The sequence below is a fragment of the Curtobacterium sp. AC273 genome (assembly GCF_979253735.1).
This window is the reverse complement of record NZ_CEEDDU010000001.1, coordinates 113,061-128,627: the sequence shown is the minus strand read 5'-3', so window position 1 is coordinate 128,627 and position 15,567 is coordinate 113,061. Positions and strand designations below refer to the sequence as shown.

Genomic DNA, 15,567 nt, shown 5'->3' with positions numbered 1-15,567 from the left:
CGAGGACGGACTTGCCCGTCATCGTCTCGTCGCCGAAGACCCCGAGGAGGTCGTCGACGATCTGGTACGCGATCCCGATCTCGCGGCCGAAGTCGCCGAGGGCGGCGACGACCTGTTCGGTGGCGCCGGCGAGCACGGCGCCGGACTGCAGCGGGGCCTCGAACGAGTACACGCTGGTCTTCGCCCGCTCCATCGCGAGGACCTCGTCGACGGTCGGCATCACACCGAGGGCGAGGTCGACGTCGGTCATCTCACCCGCGGCGCTGGCGAACACCGCCTCGTCGAGGATCTCGAGCAGGCGGGAGCGACGGTCGCCGGTGACGCCGGCGGCCTCGATGAAGCGCGGGGCCGCGGCGAGCGCGAGGTCCCCGCGATGACCGCGGCGCTCATGCCGCGGTGCTCGGCCGTCGGCAGGGGCAGACCACCGGTCGTGCCGGTGTCGCGGAAGGACCCGGCGACGTTCGGCTGCCCGCGGCGCGACCAGTCGCGGTCGATGACGTCGTCGTGCACGACGAGGGCGGTGTGCAGGAGTTCGTACGCGGCGGCGACGTGCGCGGCGGCGTGGGCGTCCCGCCCGCCGAGCCCGGCGTACGCGGTGAGGACCATGCGCGGCCGGAAGCGCTTGCCGCCCATGCTCGCCTTGCGGAGCACGCGCCAGAGTTCCTCGGAGGGCCGGCCGTAGCGCTCGGCGCGGGCCGACGACACGGCGAAGAAGCGCTCGAGGCAGTCGTCGACGAGCGCGAGGTCGATGTGCGCCACGGTGGCCGCTTCCTCGCTCATTGGCCTAACCTATCGGTGCAGATGAGCACTTTCCCTGAAACCGTGGTGCTTCTGGCCGACGACCGTACCCCGATCGGCACGGCGGACAAGTTCACGGTGCACACAGACCACACGCCCCTCCACCTGGCGTTCTCCTGCCATGTCCGGAACACCGACGGCGACGTCCTGGTGACCCGGCGTGCGCTGTCGAAGAAGACCTGGCCGGGGGTGTGGACGAACACGTTCTGCGGCCACCCCGGTCCGGACGAGTCCTTCGAGGACGCCATCGCCCGACGGGCCTCCCGCGAGCTCGGCATCACCGTGCGTGACGTCGAGCTCGTGCTGCCGGACTTCCGGTACCGCGCGGTCGACGCGTCCGGCATCGTCGAGAACGAGGTCTGCCCGGTGTACCGCGCGGTGACGGACGACGTGCCGGCCCCCGCCGACGACGAGGTCGCCGAGTACGCCTGGGTGTCCGAGGACGCCCTCCGCGCCTCGGTCGAGGGATCGCCGTTCGCCTGGAGCCCGTGGCTCGGGTGGCAGCTCACCGCACTGGCGTCCGAGGGCCTCCGCATCACCCGCTGACACTCGCCGTCGTCCGGCCCGTCACCGTCCGGCGAGGCGTCCGGCCCGTTGCCAGGGCAGGACATCGACAATGGGCTGCATGACCACCACGGATCGCGATGTCGCGCGCAGCACCACCGCGGACTCCGTGCTCGAAGCGCTCCGCGACGACCCGGTGATCGCCAGCGTGAAGGACGCCTCGGCGCTCGACGAGGTCCTGGCCTCCGACCGGGGCGTCGTGTTCGTCCTGTACGGCAGCGTGCTCGACGTGGCGGACGTCGTCGACCGGGCGAAGGACGCCGGCAAGACGGTCTTCGTGGACGTCGACCTGCTCGACGGGTTCTCCTCGCGTGAGGTCGTGGTGACCTGGATCGCCGAGCACACCCGCGCCGACGGGGTGCTCTCCACCAAGTCGAACCTCGTCCGCGCCGCCAAGCGCGCCGGGCTCGTGGCCGTCCAGCGCTTCTTCCTGGTCGACTCGTTCTCGTACCACCAGCTGCCCCGGGTGGTCGAACAGGCGAAGCCCGACGCGATCGAGGTCCTCCCCGAGGTGCATGCCCCGCGTCATCACCTGGCTGCGCGACGACACCTCCGTACCGGTCATCGCTGGCGGCCTGGTGTGCGACAAGGCCGACGTCGTGGCGGCGCTCGGCGCGGGCGCGATCGCCGTGGCCTCGTCGAACCGCGACGTCTGGGGCATGTGAGCCCTCGCAGGTCCGCGTCGCCACCCTTGGCACGTCCTCGGCGGCTGAGTAGTGTCGGACGTCGGCCACGGGTGTGGCCGAGTCGGCTGCGCGCAGCGGCCGCGACGGACCAGAAGGGCAGGTGAGGCGCGATGTCGGGTGACCATCCTCGATCGGGCCGGCCGCCCCTGACGGTCGTCGCCGTGCCCGTTCGCTGAACCACGCCCTCGCCCCGGATCCGTCCGGGACGGCTTCGCGCCTGCCTGCTCCCGACCGAAGGAGCACAGCATGGCACTGATCGACAACGCGGTCTACATCGACGGACGTCGCGTCGATTCGTCGTCGACCCTGTCGCTCGACGCGCGACGTGACTGCGACCTCGCGTGGATCGGGCTGCTCCGACCCGACCCGTCCGAGCTCGAGGCGGTGGCCGCCGAGTTCGACCTGCACGAGCAGGCCGTCGAGGACGCCCGCAAGGGGCACCAGCGCGCCAAGCTCGAGCGGTACGGGGACACGCTCTTCCTGGTGCTCCGGCCGGCGTGGTTCGACGCTGCGGCCGAGACGGTCGAGTTCGGCGAGGTCCACCTCTTCGTCGGTGACCGCTTCGTGGTGAGCGTCCGGCACGCCGAGCGTCCCGACCTGGCAGCGCTCCGGGCGCAGGTCGAGGCCGACCCGGACTTCCTCGCCCGCGGCTCCGAGGCCGTCACCGCCGCGGTGCTCGACGAGGTGGTGGACGGCTACGCCCCCGTCGTCGAGATCCTGCAGGACCAGGTCGACGCCATCGAGGACCAGCTCTTCGCCGGGCATGTCGACCCGGCCGTCTCGAAGCGCATCTACCAGCTCCTCAGCGAGGTGCTCGGCTTCCAGCGGGCGACGAAGCCGGTGCCGGCGATGGTGAAGGGACTCCTCCGCGGCGCCGACAAGTACGGGGTCGACGACGAGGTGCAGCACCGCCTGCGGAACGTCCTCGACCACGCGCTGCGGGTCACCGAGCGGGTCGACTCGTTCCGGGCGCTGCTCGAGAACGCACTGACCCTGCACGCCACGCTCGTCTCCCAGGAGCAGAACGAGGCGATGCGCCGGATGACCAGTGCGAGCCTCGCGCAGGGCGAGGAGAGCCGCCAGCTCGCCCGTGCCGCCCACCGGCAGGGCGAAGAGGTGAAGAAGATCTCGTCGTGGGCCGCCATCCTGTTCGCGCCGGGACTCATCGCGGGTGTCTACGGGATGAACTTCGACCACATGCCCGAGCTGCACTGGCGGTACGGCTACCCCGTCGCGATCGTCGGGATGCTCGTCCTGATGGGCGTGCTGTGGGCGGTCTTCCGCAAGCGCAACTGGCTGTAGGGGCGACCGCCTGGAGGCCCGGTGCCGGTCTCGTGGACCGGCACCGGGCCTCCAGGCCGTCGCGTCCGACGTCCGCGGCCGTCAGCCGACGATCGCTGCGGTCCGGCGGTACAGGTCGTCGGTGTGGGCGGTGACGTCGGCGTGCACCGCGCGCAGTGCGTCGTAGACCGTCGCGGTCGACGGGTCCGGCGTGAACCGGTCGCGCTCGACGACCATCGCCTCGGCCGCTGCCGCGAACGACGGGTGCACGCCCGTCGCGACGGCCGCGCAGATCGCGGCCCCGCGCCCGGCGGCGCTGTCGCCGACCATCCGGACGGCCGGTGTCTGGAACACGTCCGCCATCACCCGCATCATGAGGTCCGACGACGAACCGCCGCCCGAGACGACCACGCGCTCGTACGGCGTGCCGAGCTCCGCGGCCATCGCGTCGCTGCGGTCGCGCATCGTCATCGCGATGCCCTCGAGGACCGACCGGTAGACGTGCGCTCGGCCCTGCCGTCCGTCGAAGCCGAGGATCGAGCCCTTCCGGAACGCGGCGTCCGCCGGTGCGAGCCAGTCGAGCACGGTGAGGAGCCCGTCCGACCCTGCCGGGACAGCGGCGGCCTCGCGGTTCAGCCGGTCCTCGGCCCGCTCCCCCGCGGACTCGGCCGCTGCGGCGTAGTCCGGTCCGAGCAGGTCGCGGAACCAGCTCACCGTCCACATGCCCCGCCGGATGCCGCCCGACTCGTACAGGTACCGGCCCGGTTCGGCTCCGAAGTTGGTCCAGAAGTCGGTCCCGCCGGCGGTGTTCCGCTCGCCGACGGACATGCCTGCGATGTACGTGCCGAGCGACACGAGCAGGGTGGTCGGGTCGAGGAGCCCGCAGCCGAGGGCCTCCACCGCCTTGTCGTTGGCCGTCGCGATCACCGGCAGGCCGACCGGGAGGCCCGTGGCCGCGGCCGCCGCGTCGGTCACGGTGCCGAGCCGGTCGCCCGGGTCCACGAGTTCGAACAGCTGCTCGGGGCGCATGCCGGTCGCGGTGTACGCGGCGGCGTCGGTGCTCCAGCGCCACGTGCCGGTGTCGATCGGCCACGTGCCCTGGTAGTTCGCGGCGGTGTCCCGGAACGCCCCGGTCAGCCGGTGCGTGACGTACCCGGACGAGGTCGTCACGTAGGCGACGTCGTCGTGCTCGGCGACGAACGGAGCGCCGACCCGGGCGTCCATCCAGCTCATCACGGGCTGGGCGAGCGACCCGTCGGCGCGGAGCACCGCACGGCAGAACCGGATCGTGCAGAGCCCGACGCCGACGATGTCGGACGGGTCCCCGGGGAACGCCGCCATCGCGATCCGGCACGCCGCCGCGACGGAGTCCCAGAGGTCGTCGTCCGGATGCTGCACCACGCCGGGGGCGGGCGTGTGGTTCGGCCGCAGCGGCACACGCCCCTCGGCGACGACGCCGCCCCGCTCGTCGAAGACCGTGACCTTCGACGACTGCGAGCCGTTGTCGATGCCGACGAGGTACCGGGTCATGCGCCCGTGGCTCCGAACCGCGTGTCGGGGTGCTCGGCGGCGGGCTGGATCGCGCCCGGTGCCGGGAAGACCGTGCCCTTGTTCATGATGCCCTTCGGGTCGAACTGCGCCTTGAGCCCCTGCATGATCGCGAACGCGGAGCCGTGCTCCTCCTCGACCCACGGAGTGCGGTACTTGCCGACGCCGTGGTGGTGGACCATCGAGCCGCCGTGGCGCAGGGCCTCTTCCACGATGATCGCGTTGAGGGGGATGTGGTACTTCTCGATCTCCTCCTCCGGGGAGCAGTCGATCCGGTAGTCGTACACGAAGTACATGTTCGTGCCGGTCTGGTAGCTGTGCGACGAGTGGCCGCCGAGCATCGTGAGGTCCCCGGCGTGCGGGTACTCGTCGCGGATGCGCGCGATGACCGCGTCGTACACGTCGCCGACGGCGGACCAGTCGGCGGAGATCTCGGTCGTGTAGCCGAGCTGCTGGTCGCGCAGCATCACGGCCTTCTCGGCGTCGATCTTGTCCTGGCCCCAGTTGAGGTTGTCGAACCAGGCCTCGATGAGCGCCGGGTCGACCTTCTCGTGCTGGTGCTGGTCGAGGACGCGCTGGATCTCCTCGGAGGTGGCGCGGACGATGCCGGCCGGACCCTCGGCGACGAACACCACGACGCACTTGTCCTTCGAGAAGTGCGAGAAGTGCTGGTTGGCGTCCTCCGGCGAGTAGAGGCGGACGACCGACGGGTGGAAGCCGTTCGTGATGACCTCGCGCAGGATCGCGATGCCGGTCCGCATGTCGTCGACGAGCGCGCCGTGGAACTCGTTGTTCTCCGGCTGGTACTTGAACACCTTGACCGTGACCTCGGTGATGACGCAGAGCGCGCCCTCGTTGCCGATCACCACGTGGCGGATGTCCGGGCCGGCGGAGCGGCGAGGCACGGCCTGGATGCGACGGACCGCGCCGCCGGGGAAGACCGCCTCGAGCCCGACGACCATGTCCTCGATCGCACCGTAGAGCGTCGAGAACTGCCCGATCGAACGGGTCGCGACGAGGCCGCCGTACTGGGCGAGCGGCTTGGACTGCGGCGAGTGGCCGGTGGTGAGGCCCTGCAGACGGAGTTCGTCCTCGAGGCGCTGGAGCGGCACGCCCGCCTGCACCGTCACCTGCATGTTCTCCTCGTCGACCTTCAGGACGGCGTCCATCCGCGAGCAGTCGAGCACGATCGTGTCGACGACGCTGGTCTCGAGGCCGCCCTCGGTGCCGGTGCGACCGGTGCGCGGGACGATGTTGACCAGGTTGTCGTTCGCGAAGGCGAGGATCGCGGAGACGTCCTCGGTGGACTCGGCGTGCACGATGGCGACCGGGACGGGCGCGTCGTAGATCCCGTGCACGGACTGGTACTTCTTGAACCGGTCGACGCTGGCGTCCTTCAGGTGCTGGTCGTCCGTGTCGACCTGCTCGGGTCGGACGATCTCGGCGAGGCGCGCGAGGATCTCGGAGCGGTCGAGGGTGGCGATCGAGTCGATCATGCGGAGGGTTGCCTTTCGTTGGAGTGGTTCGGTGCGCTGGTCGGGTGACTAGCGGACGAGGTAGCCGCCGTCGACGGTCAGGGTGTGGCCGTTCACGTAGTCGGAGGCCCGCGATGCGAGGAAGACCGTCGCCCCCATCAGGTCGGCGACGTCGCCCCAGCGCCCGGCCGGGATGTGGTCGAGCACGCGCTGGTTCGTCTCCGGGTTCGACCGGGTCTGCTCGGTGATCTTCGTGGCGAAGTACCCCGGAGCGATCGCGTTCACCTGCACGTTGTGCTGCGCGAGTTCGTCGCAGTACGCCTTCGTGAAGCCGACGATGCCGTGCTTCGTCGCGGCGTAGGCGGGCGACCACTGGCCGCCGAGGAAGGCGAACAGCGACGCGATGTTCACGATCTTCCCCGAGCCCTGCGCGACGAAGTGCTTCGCGACCGCGTGGCCGAGGGCGAACGGCGCGGTGAGGTTGACCGCCACCATCGGGTCCCACTTCGCGCGGTCGAACGCGTCGACCTCGTCGAGCAGGCAGATGCCGGCCGAGTTCACCAGCACGTCGACCCCGCCGAGTCGCTCCACGCAGGCGTCCACGATCCGTGCCGGGGCGTCCGCCGCGGTGAGGTCGACCTCGAGGAACTCGTACCGCCGGCCCTCGCCCTCGACGAGCGCCCGGGTCGTGCCGTCGTCGTCGACCACGCTCGGCACGAAGACGTCGGCGCCGGCCTTGGCGAGGGCCAGCGAGAACGCCTGCCCGAGGCCGGAGTTGCCGCCGGTGACGATCGCCCGCTTGCCGGCGAGGCTGAACAGGTCCATCGAGAAGTCGCGGATGTCCATGGGTGTGGGGTCCTTTCGTGGTGGTTCAGGCGACGACGGCGACGTCGGGCGCCGTGCGGTTCCGGAGGTCTCGCGCGCGGACGCGCATCGTCACGGTGGTGAGCAGGAAGCCGAGGACGGCTGCGCCGAGGAGGACGGCGAACATGGTCGTGTACCCGCCGCCCTGCGAGGGGACGCCGTTCGCCGGGTCACCGACCCACCAGGCGCCGAGGGCGGGCAGGAACGCATCCGGCAGGTAGGCGAGGCCCGAGGCCAGCCCGATCACGCCACCGCGCTGGGCGAGCGGGACCTCGACCTCGCCGATCTGGGCCCAGTAGACGCCGCGCGAGGTGAACACCGCGAGGCACATCACGATCATGAGCGTGACGGCGACCCACACGAGGGCGGGGTCCTGCGGCAGGACCAGGAACCCGACGGCGCTGACCGCCGCGACGACGAACGTCCATCGGAGGAACGCGGGCGAGGACTTCGTCCACCGGTCGACGAGCACGCCCCCGACCGGGCCCCCGACGATCTGGAACACGTACGTGCGGACGACGCCGATCGCGCCGAGGAGCACGACGGGCACCGCGAACCCGTTCTGCAGCAGTGGCGTGAGGTAGCCGAGCAGCGTGTAGAAGCAGTACATCAGCATGATCGAGGAGCCGATGAGCCAGGTGTACTTGTTGCGGGCGGCGGCGCCGAGCTCGCGGAGCGAGACCGTCTGCCGGCCGACCTGGCCCAGGGCGTCGCGGTCGGTGCGGACGACGAGCAGGACGAGGCCGGCGAACACGAGGCAGAGCACGCCGTAGATCCGCATCACCCAGAGCACCCCGCCGGTGTCGGCGATCGCCGCGGCGACGATGCCGGCGCCGATGAAGCCGATGACCGTGGACGTGATGCCGCGGACGCCTTCGAGCCAGCCGAACAGCTTGCCCTGCTCGTCCGCCGTCCCGAGCATCGAGATGAGCTTGACGAGCGACGACCAGTACAGGCCCATGCCGAGCACGGCCATGAGCACGTGCGCGACGACGATCCCGGTCTCGTCCGGCACCGTGGCGAGCCAGAGGTCGACGACGCCCATGCCGGCCAGCGCGACCACGATGAGGGCCTTCGGCGAGAAGCGGTCGGCGAACCACCCGCCGCAGAAGTACATGAGCACGGCGACGGCGCCGAACACCGACGTGATCTCGCCGTAGCGCTGGATCGTGAGGCCGAGCGCATGCGCCGTGTCGGCGAGGAACACGAACCGGATGTACGCGACCTGGAAGATCACGCCGCCGGTCATGGACAGGACGATGAAGCTCAGCAGTCTGCGGGACTTGGTCAAGACCACTCCTTCGTGGTGGGTGGGATCTGGGCGGGGCTCTGGTCCGGGGTTCCGGGCACAAAAAGAACAGCGACACCCCAGCGCTGGTGCGCTGCGGGTGTCGCTGTTCTCTGAGGTCTGGAGCGACTGCCGTCCCTCGGGCGGGACGGCCGATCTGCAGTTGTGGGATCCGGCCCATGCGATATGCCGGATACGACGTGAACCGTAGCTCATGAGCCTCCGGGAGCACAACTCAGGTGGCGCGGATGCTCCGGACGTGCATAATGATCTGGCTCGGAATGTGAACGTGCACATCGACGTGCCACGACCCCGAGCAGGAAACGAGTAGCAATGGCGTCGACGCGGACCCAACAACCGCGGTCGCCCAGCATCCGCGACGTGGCGCGGGTCGCAGGCGTGTCCCACCAGACGGTGTCCCGGGTGCTCAACAACTCCGACGCGATCCGCGCCGAGACCCGCGACAAGGTCCTGGCCGCGATGGAGCAGCTGCAGTACCGGCCGAACCGTGCCGCTCGTGCGCTGGTCACGAGCCGCACCCACACGATCGGCGTCCTGACCGCCCGCCGCGCCCACTACGGCCCGGCGGTCGCGCTGCAGGCGATCGAGGACGCGGCGATGCTCCGCGGGTACTCGGTGACGACCGCGAACATCGCCGAGGCCACCGACACCGCCGTCCGCGAGGGCCTCGGGCACCTGCTCGACCTGGACGTCGAGGGCATCGTGGTGATCGCGCCGCAGCAACGGGTGTTCGACCTCATCGAGGAACTCGGCATCCGGACGCCCTACGTCACGATGCGCTCGAGTGTCGGCGAGGACCCGACGGCGCTCTGGGTGGACCAGATGGAGGGCGCGCGGCTCGCCACCGAGCACCTGCTCGACCTCGGCCACGAGTACATCCGGCACATCGCGGGACCGCAGGACTGGATCGAGGCCGACGCGCGGATGCAGGGCTTCCTCCGCGCCATGTCCGATCGCGACATGCCCGTGGTCGCGCCGATCCTGGGCGACTGGACGGCGGACTTCGGCTACCAGGCCGGCCGAGAGCTCCTGCGGTGGCGGGACTGCACCGCGGTCTTCTGCTCGAACGACCAGATGGCGCTCGGCGTCATGCACGCCGCTCGGTCGTACGGGCTCGACGTCCCGGGGGACCTGTCCGTGGTGGGCTACGACGACATCCCGGAGGCCGAAGCACTTCTGGCCGCCGCTCACCACCGTGCAGGTCGACTTCGCCGAGCTCGGGCGGCGTTGCGTGGACCTGCTCCTGCCCGGCGAGGGCGACGAGTTGCTCCGGCCGATCGACATCGTCCCCCAGCTCGTCGTGCGCGGTTCGACGAGCGCCCCGCGCAAGCGCTGACGCGCACCTCCCCGCCCTCCTCGTCTCGCCTTCCGTCGAGGGAGCAGGAATCGTCGGGTTGCGTCACGCGACCCGACGATTCCTGCTCCCACGACGGGGTGGAACGTGACCAGAGGGCGGGCCTGGAGGCGCGTGGCGGGGCCGCCACGCGCCTCCAGGCCGGTGGGTGCGGACCTGCGGGACCCCGCACGATCCCCCCAACGCGGGGGACGTGTCGGGCCCCGTTCCGCCGGATCACGCGGCCCGTTACGAAACCGCGACCAATCCGAATTGACAGGCGCGCCGATCCCGTGCGTAGTATTACCTCCGTTCCGCCGATGTGAACGGTCACATGACCGTCACCAAGCAGGACACCGGACACGACAACGAGGTCCGCACAGACTCCCTGTGCTCCCGCGTTGCCGCAGCAGAACCACCCGAACAAACTGCCGCATCGCAGCGGCAGAAGGAGATGCACCGTGGCGTCAACCCCGATCGACACCGGACTCGAGACCCGGTCGATCACCGCACCCGAGACGATCCTCGAGATGCGCTCGATCACCAAGGAGTTCCCTGGTGTGAAGGCGCTGTCCGACGTCTCGCTCAGCGTCCGAGCCGGCGAGATCCACGCGATCTGCGGCGAGAACGGCGCCGGCAAGTCGACCCTGATGAAGGTCCTCTCCGGCGTCTACCCCTACGGCACCTACGAGGGCGAGATCGTCTTCGAGGGCGAAGAGGTCCGCTTCAAAGACATCAAGCAGTCCGAGCAGTCCGGTATCGTCATCATCCACCAGGAGCTCGCGCTCATCCCGGAGCTGTCGATCACCGAGAACCTGTTCCTCGGCAACGAGCCCGGCAAGTTCGGCGTCATCGACTGGACCTCGGCCCAGCTCCGCGCCCAGGACCTGCTCGCCCGCGTCGGCCTGAACGACGACCCGGACACGCAGATCAAGAGCATCGGCGTCGGCAAGCAGCAGCTCGTCGAGATCGCCAAGGCCCTGCACAAGGACGTCAAGCTCCTCATCCTCGACGAGCCGACCGCGGCGCTCAACGAGAACGACTCGCAGCACCTCCTCGACCTCATCGTCGGCCTGAAGGCCAAGGGCATCTCGAGCATCATCATCAGCCACAAACTGAACGAGATCGAGCAGATCGCCGACGAGATCACGATCATCCGCGACGGCAAGACCATCGAGACGCTGAACGTCAAGGGCGACGGCGTCAACGAGGACCGCATCATCCGCGGCATGGTCGGCCGCTCGCTCGAGTCCGGTTCCCGGACCGCACCCCGAAGATCGGCGAGACCTTCTTCGAGGTCCGCGACTGGACCGTGCAGCACCCGCTCGACTCGTCGCGCCTGGTGTGCAGGGCTCGAACTTCCACGTGAAGCGCGGCGAGATCGTCGGCTTCGCGGGCCTGATGGGTGCCGGACGCACCGAACTCGCGATGAGCCTGTTCGGTCGCTCCTACGGCACCTGGCTCGGTGGCCAGATCTTCAAGGACGGCCACGAGATCAAGGTCACGAACGTCCAGCAGGCGATCGACAACGGCATGGGCTACGTCTCCGAGGACCGCAAGGCGCTCGGGCTCAACCTGCTCGACTCGGTGAAGCGGTCCACGGTGTCCGCCGACCTGCAGAAGATCTCCAAGGCCGGCGTCGTCGACTCCCTCGAGGAGTACGACATCGCGGAGAAGTACCGGAAGCTGCTCCGCACGAAGGTGCCGACGGTGGAGGAGAACGTCGGGAAGCTCTCCGGCGGGAACCAGCAGAAGGTCGTCCTGTCGAAGTGGATGTTCACCGACCCGGACATCCTCATCCTCGACGAACCGACCCGCGGCATCGACGTGGGCGCGAAGTTCGAGATCTACGGCATCATCCAGCAGCTCGCAGCACAGGGGAAGGGCATCATCCTCATCTCCTCCGAGCTCCCCGAACTCCTCGGCCTCTCCGATCGCATCTACACGATCTTCGAGGGCCAGATCACGGCCGACGTCCCCGCGGACCAGGCCGATCCAGAAACGCTCATGCGCAGCATGACCTCCGCGCGGAAGGGCGCTCCCGTCTCATGAAGAACCTGAAACTGCTCTTCGGCAAGGGCAACTCCATCGGCCAGTACGGCATGATCATCGCGTTGATCGCGATCCTGATCATCTTCTCGATCGCCACGAACGGGCTCATCCTCGAGCCCACGAACATCATCAACGTGTTCCTGCGAGTACTCCTACATCCTCATCCTGGCGTTGGGGATGGTCATGGTGATCATCGCCGGCCACATCGACCTGTCGGTCGGTTCGGTCGCGGCGTTCACCGGCATCATCGTGGCGCAGTCGATGTCCGAGTGGAACTTCCCGGCCTGGCTCGCGATCGTCCTCGGCCTCGCCGTCGGCGCCGCGGTCGGCGCCTGGCAGGGCTTCTGGGTCGCGTTCGTGAAGGTCCCGGCGTTCATCGTGACGCTCGCCGGCCAGCTCATCTTCCGCGGCGCCAACCAGATCATCGGCAACTCGACGTCCGTCCCGACGCCGAACGACTACAACACCATCGGCAACGGGTTCCTGCCCGACTTCGGTCCGGACTTCGGCGTTCTCGAACGGCACGCTTCATCCTCGGGCTCGTCACCTGCCTCGTCCTGGTCTTCATGGAGGTCCGCGGGCGCCAGCGTCGCAAGAAGATGCAGGCCGAAGTCGTCCCGCTCTGGGTCTCGATCGTCCGGACCGGTGTCCTCGTGGTCGTCACCCTCGTCGCCACCTACTTGTTCGCCGCCGGCCCCGCCGGGACCTCGATCCCGATCGTCGCGATCATCCTCGGCGTCCTGACCATCGTCTACGGCTTCATCACCAAGAACACGATCTTCGGCCGCCAGGTCTACGCCGTCGGTGGCAACGCGAACGCCGCGATCCTCTCCGGTGTCAGCGCTCGCAAGGTCAACTTCTTCGTCATGATGAACATGTCGGTCCTCGCCGCGATCGCCGGCATGGTGTTCGTCGGCTACTCGGGTGCCTCGGGCCCCGCAGACGGCACCGGCTGGGAGCTCGACGCGATCGCCGCCGTGTTCGTCGGTGGCGCCGCGGTCGCGGGTGGCATCGGCACCATCTCCGGCTCCATCATCGGTGGCCTCGTGATGGCCCTGCTCTCCAACGGTCTCTCGCTGGTCGGCCTCGAGTCGAACCGCGTCCAGATCATCCGCGGTCTGGTCCTGCTGGTGGCCGTCGCCTTCGACGTCTACTCGAAGTCGCAGGGTCGTCCATCGCTGATCGGCGGCATGATGCGGCAGTTCCAGCGGAAGGACACGGAACAGAACACCGTGTCCGCGCAGCAGCCGCAGTCCATCCAGGACCAGCCGGAGAAGGTCAACACCCAGTAAAAACGTCGCGGTCGGTCGTCCCCGACGGCCGGCCTGCACGAACCCCTCACCACAGCAACTCCCCTCAACGAAGAAAGCAATCTCATGCGCAAGAAGCTCATCGCCGGTATCGGCCTGGCACTCGTCGCGGGCCTCGCCCTCAAGCGGCTGCTCGGCTCGCGGCACCGACTCGGGTTCCGACTCCGGCATCAAGAAGGGCGACCTCATCGGTGTCGCCCTGCCGGCCAAGACCTCGCAGAACTGGGTGCTCGCGGGCGCCGCGTTCAAGAAGTCGATCGAGGACGCCGGCTTCAAGGCCGACATCCAGTACGCGAACGCCGGCAACCCGGTTCCGGACCAGCAGGGCCAGATCCAGTCGATGGTGACCAAGGGTGCGAAGGCGATCATCGTCGGCGCGGCCGACGGCTCGCAGCTCGGCACGCAGGTCACCGCGGCGAAGAAGTCCGGCGCGACCGTCATCGCCTGGGACCGCAACATCCTGAACACGAAGAACGTCGACTACTACGTCGCGTTCAACAACTTCAAGGTCGGCCAGCTGCAGGCCAGGCCCTCCTCGACGGCATGAAGGCCAAGAAGTCGAGCGGCCCGTACAACGTCGAGCTCTTCGCCGGTTCGCCGGACGACGCCAACGCCTCCGTGTTCTTCAACGGTGCGATGGACGTCCTCACAGGCCGAAGATCGACGACGGCACGGTCAAGGTCGTCTCGGGTCAGACCTCGTTCTCGAAGGTCACCACGCAGGGCTGGCTCGCGCAGAACGCCCAGTCGCGCATGACCGACATCCTGACGAAGTCGTACACGAGCACCGACCTGGACGGCGTCCTCTCGCCGAACGACACGCTCGCCCGTGCGATCCTCACCGCGACGAAGGCGGCCGGCAAGCCGAACCCCATCGTCACCGGTCAGGACTCCGAGACCGCGTCGATCCCGCTCATCATGAACGGCACGCAGTACTCGACGATCTACAAGAACACGACGGAAGAGGCCCAGGCGGCCATCGACCTGGTGGCCGACCTCGCTGACGGCAAGACGCCGAAGACGACGAAGGACAAGAACAACGACAACGGCGTGAAGGTGGTCCCGGCGGTCGAGCTGACCCCGATCCTCGTCACGAAGGAGAACGCGGTCGAGGCCTACAAGGGCAACGACACCCTCGAGGCGCTCGCCAAGAAGGGCTGATCTCCCCCGCTCCACGAACGGCCCCGTCTCGCTCTGCGAGGCGGGGCCGTTCCGCGTCCGCCCGGCGGACGCGCGTCGGGGCGCGGACGCGCGCCGGGTTGCGGACGCGCGTCCGGCGCCGTGGACGCGAGCGGCTGCCGGCCTGGAGGCGCGGTGCCGTCCCGCCCCGCGCCTCCAGTCCGTCTACCCGTCCGCCCGTCTGCCCGAAAGCGACACGTGCACCCGGAGTCCCACGGACGTGTCCGGCAGAGCGACGGACGGACGCGCGATGTTCGCGGCCATCTGTCGCTCTTGCGGGTGGCCCGGCACCTACGGCTGGGCGGCGCGCATGCGGCGGACCGCGGCGCAGAGGGACGGCACGTCCACGCGGGCGGTGCCGAACACCACGGCGGGCGTGGTGTCGAAGTACCGGCGGGTCAGGCGCTCCCCGAGGAGCGAGACGCGCGACCACGGGATCCCCGGCTCGGTCGAGGTGACCGCGTTCGGCAGCATGCGGACAGCCTCCCCGATCTCGACGAGCCGCATCCGGACCGCGTCGTACACCAGGTCCTCGGGCAGCGCGGCGTCGTCGACGTAGCGCGCGATGACACCGCACGCCTGCAGGACGTCGTCGAGGCGGTCGCGGTTCACAGCGGCACCGCGTCGCGCACGGCGTCGACGCCCATCCCCGCGGCGTCCACCACGTCCACCCGCACGCCCAGGAGCTGCTCCGCTGCGTCCTGGATCCGCATCAGCGCGAAGATGCCGAGTCCGGGGTCGAGGTCCACCATGAGGTCGACGTCGCTCGTCGGGCCGTCCTCGCCGCGGGCGACGCTGCCGAAGAGCCGGGGGTTCCGCCCGCCGTACCGGTGCACGATCGCCGTGAGGTCCTGCCGCACCGAGGCCACCCGTTCGCGGAGCGGCGGCGGGTCCTCGACCGGCTGCAGGTCGATCGCCGTGGTGAAGCCCGCGGCCAGGCAGCAGACGCTGCAGTGCGGCGAGGGACGGTTCGCGACGGCCGTTCTCGTAGGTGCTGATGACGCTCTGCGTGACACCGGCGCGGACGGCCAGCTGCACCTGGGTCAGCTCGGCGCGGAGTCGGGCGTCCCGGATGAGCGCGGCAGCCGACACCAGCGTCGCGGACCGTGGGAGAACTGCGGACATGCCGCAACGATACACAGAATGCGAAATTTCGCAGCATGCATTGC

12 protein-coding genes and 5 pseudogenes are annotated in these 15,567 nt (G+C 69.3%); 8 read left to right on the top strand and 9 right to left on the bottom strand.

Annotated features, from left to right (window positions below; all coding sequences use genetic code 11):
* Positions 1-10: 10 nt before the first annotated feature.
* Together ACZ8AI_RS00820 and ACZ8AI_RS00815 are read right to left on the bottom strand one after the other, a co-directional pair.
* Positions 11-337 (bottom strand): annotated as a pseudogene (locus tag ACZ8AI_RS00820) (polyprenyl synthetase family protein); the annotation flags it as partial.
* Entirely contained in the window at positions 247-780 is a 534-nt protein-coding gene (locus ACZ8AI_RS00815; RefSeq protein WP_464855754.1) for a polyprenyl synthetase family protein, read from the bottom strand. The pseudogene ACZ8AI_RS00820 and the gene ACZ8AI_RS00815, both read right to left, overlap by 91 nt.
* A gap of 21 nt (positions 781-801) precedes the next feature.
* Between ACZ8AI_RS00815 and idi the strand changes: the two genes are divergently transcribed.
* From idi to ACZ8AI_RS00800, 3 genes are all read left to right on the top strand, one after another.
* The gene (gene idi / locus ACZ8AI_RS00810; protein ID WP_420369678.1) at positions 802-1,344 is read left to right on the top strand and encodes an isopentenyl-diphosphate Delta-isomerase; all 543 of its coding nucleotides are present in this window, start codon (positions 802-804) and stop codon (positions 1,342-1,344) included.
* 79 nt (positions 1,345-1,423) lie between these two features.
* Positions 1,424-2,152: a glycerol-3-phosphate responsive antiterminator gene (locus ACZ8AI_RS00805; RefSeq protein WP_464855752.1), complete on the top strand. Its 729-nt coding sequence runs from the start codon at positions 1,424-1,426 to the stop codon at positions 2,150-2,152.
* Positions 2,153-2,294: 142 nt separating this feature from the next.
* Positions 2,295-3,350 (top strand): magnesium and cobalt transport protein CorA, encoded by a 1,056-nt coding sequence (locus ACZ8AI_RS00800; protein ID WP_464855750.1) that lies wholly within the window; start codon positions 2,295-2,297, stop codon positions 3,348-3,350.
* Between the two features lie 81 nt (positions 3,351-3,431).
* On the opposite strand, the gene ACZ8AI_RS00795 is transcribed toward ACZ8AI_RS00800, so the two are convergent.
* The 4 genes from ACZ8AI_RS00795 to ACZ8AI_RS00780 are packed head-to-tail and all read right to left on the bottom strand — an operon-like array spanning position 3,432 to position 8,507.
* Positions 3,432-4,859, bottom strand: a complete 1,428-nt coding sequence (locus tag ACZ8AI_RS00795) for an FGGY-family carbohydrate kinase (RefSeq protein ID WP_464855748.1) — start codon at positions 4,857-4,859, stop codon at positions 3,432-3,434.
* On the bottom strand, positions 4,856-6,373 hold the full coding sequence (locus ACZ8AI_RS00790; protein WP_464855746.1) for an FAD-binding oxidoreductase: 1,518 nt from the start codon (positions 6,371-6,373) through the stop codon (positions 4,856-4,858). The genes ACZ8AI_RS00795 and ACZ8AI_RS00790 overlap by 4 nt, the downstream gene beginning before the upstream one ends.
* 48 nt (positions 6,374-6,421) lie before the next feature.
* The gene (locus tag ACZ8AI_RS00785; RefSeq protein WP_071293158.1) at positions 6,422-7,198 is read right to left on the bottom strand and encodes an SDR family oxidoreductase; all 777 of its coding nucleotides are present in this window, start codon (positions 7,196-7,198) and stop codon (positions 6,422-6,424) included.
* 25 nt (positions 7,199-7,223) lie between these two features.
* A complete protein-coding gene (locus ACZ8AI_RS00780) occupies positions 7,224-8,507 on the bottom strand; it encodes an MFS transporter (RefSeq protein ID WP_464855744.1) in 1,284 nt (427 codons plus the stop codon).
* A 330-nt stretch (positions 8,508-8,837) separates the two neighbouring features.
* Between ACZ8AI_RS00780 and ACZ8AI_RS00775 the strand changes: the two are divergent.
* The 5 genes and pseudogenes from ACZ8AI_RS00775 to ACZ8AI_RS00755 all read left to right on the top strand — a co-directional run bounded on the left by ACZ8AI_RS00775 (position 8,838) and on the right by ACZ8AI_RS00755 (position 14,380).
* Positions 8,838-9,861 (top strand): annotated as a pseudogene (locus tag ACZ8AI_RS00775) (LacI family DNA-binding transcriptional regulator).
* 527 nt (positions 9,862-10,388) lie between these two features.
* A pseudogene (mmsA, locus tag ACZ8AI_RS00770) lies at positions 10,389-11,910 on the top strand (multiple monosaccharide ABC transporter ATP-binding protein).
* A gap of 177 nt (positions 11,911-12,087) precedes the next feature.
* Positions 12,088-12,654 (top strand): ABC transporter permease subunit, encoded by a 567-nt coding sequence (locus ACZ8AI_RS00765; protein ID WP_464855742.1) that lies wholly within the window; start codon positions 12,088-12,090, stop codon positions 12,652-12,654.
* Positions 12,564-13,202 (top strand): ABC transporter permease subunit, encoded by a 639-nt coding sequence (locus ACZ8AI_RS00760; protein WP_464856352.1) that lies wholly within the window; start codon positions 12,564-12,566, stop codon positions 13,200-13,202. Before ACZ8AI_RS00765 ends, ACZ8AI_RS00760 begins: the two co-directional genes overlap by 91 nt.
* 84 nt (positions 13,203-13,286) lie before the next feature.
* Positions 13,287-14,380, top strand: a pseudogene (locus ACZ8AI_RS00755) (substrate-binding domain-containing protein).
* Positions 14,381-14,689: 309 nt separating this feature from the next.
* Here the strand turns inward: ACZ8AI_RS00755 and ACZ8AI_RS00750 are convergent.
* From ACZ8AI_RS00750 to ACZ8AI_RS00740, 3 genes and pseudogenes are all read right to left on the bottom strand, one after another.
* Positions 14,690-15,010 (bottom strand): HepT-like ribonuclease domain-containing protein, encoded by a 321-nt coding sequence (locus tag ACZ8AI_RS00750; RefSeq protein ID WP_464856350.1) that lies wholly within the window; start codon positions 15,008-15,010, stop codon positions 14,690-14,692.
* Entirely contained in the window at positions 15,007-15,234 is a 228-nt protein-coding gene (locus ACZ8AI_RS00745) for a nucleotidyltransferase family protein (RefSeq protein ID WP_464856348.1), read from the bottom strand. The genes ACZ8AI_RS00750 and ACZ8AI_RS00745 overlap by 4 nt, the downstream gene beginning before the upstream one ends.
* A gap of 148 nt (positions 15,235-15,382) precedes the next feature.
* Positions 15,383-15,523, bottom strand: a pseudogene (locus tag ACZ8AI_RS00740) (helix-turn-helix domain-containing protein); the annotation flags it as partial.
* Between the last annotated feature and the right edge of the window lie 44 nt (positions 15,524-15,567).

Bases quoted from the DNA above. Each gene is read 5' to 3' on its own strand.
- ACZ8AI_RS00815 (WP_464855754.1), bottom strand. From the start codon at position 780: ATGAGCGAGGAAGCGGCCACCGTGGCGCACATCGACCTCGCGCTCGTC.
- ACZ8AI_RS00795 (WP_464855748.1), bottom strand. From the start codon at position 4,859: ATGACCCGGTACCTCGTCGGCATCGACAACGGCTCGCAGTCGTCGAAG.
- idi (WP_420369678.1), top strand. From the start codon at position 802: ATGAGCACTTTCCCTGAAACCGTGGTGCTTCTGGCCGACGACCGTACC.
- ACZ8AI_RS00805 (WP_464855752.1), top strand. From the start codon at position 1,424: ATGACCACCACGGATCGCGATGTCGCGCGCAGCACCACCGCGGACTCC.
- ACZ8AI_RS00785 (WP_071293158.1), bottom strand. From the start codon at position 7,198: ATGGACATCCGCGACTTCTCGATGGACCTGTTCAGCCTCGCCGGCAAG.
- ACZ8AI_RS00790 (WP_464855746.1), bottom strand. From the start codon at position 6,373: ATGATCGACTCGATCGCCACCCTCGACCGCTCCGAGATCCTCGCGCGC.
- ACZ8AI_RS00800 (WP_464855750.1), top strand. From the start codon at position 2,295: ATGGCACTGATCGACAACGCGGTCTACATCGACGGACGTCGCGTCGAT.
- ACZ8AI_RS00765 (WP_464855742.1), top strand. From the start codon at position 12,088: ATGGTCATGGTGATCATCGCCGGCCACATCGACCTGTCGGTCGGTTCG.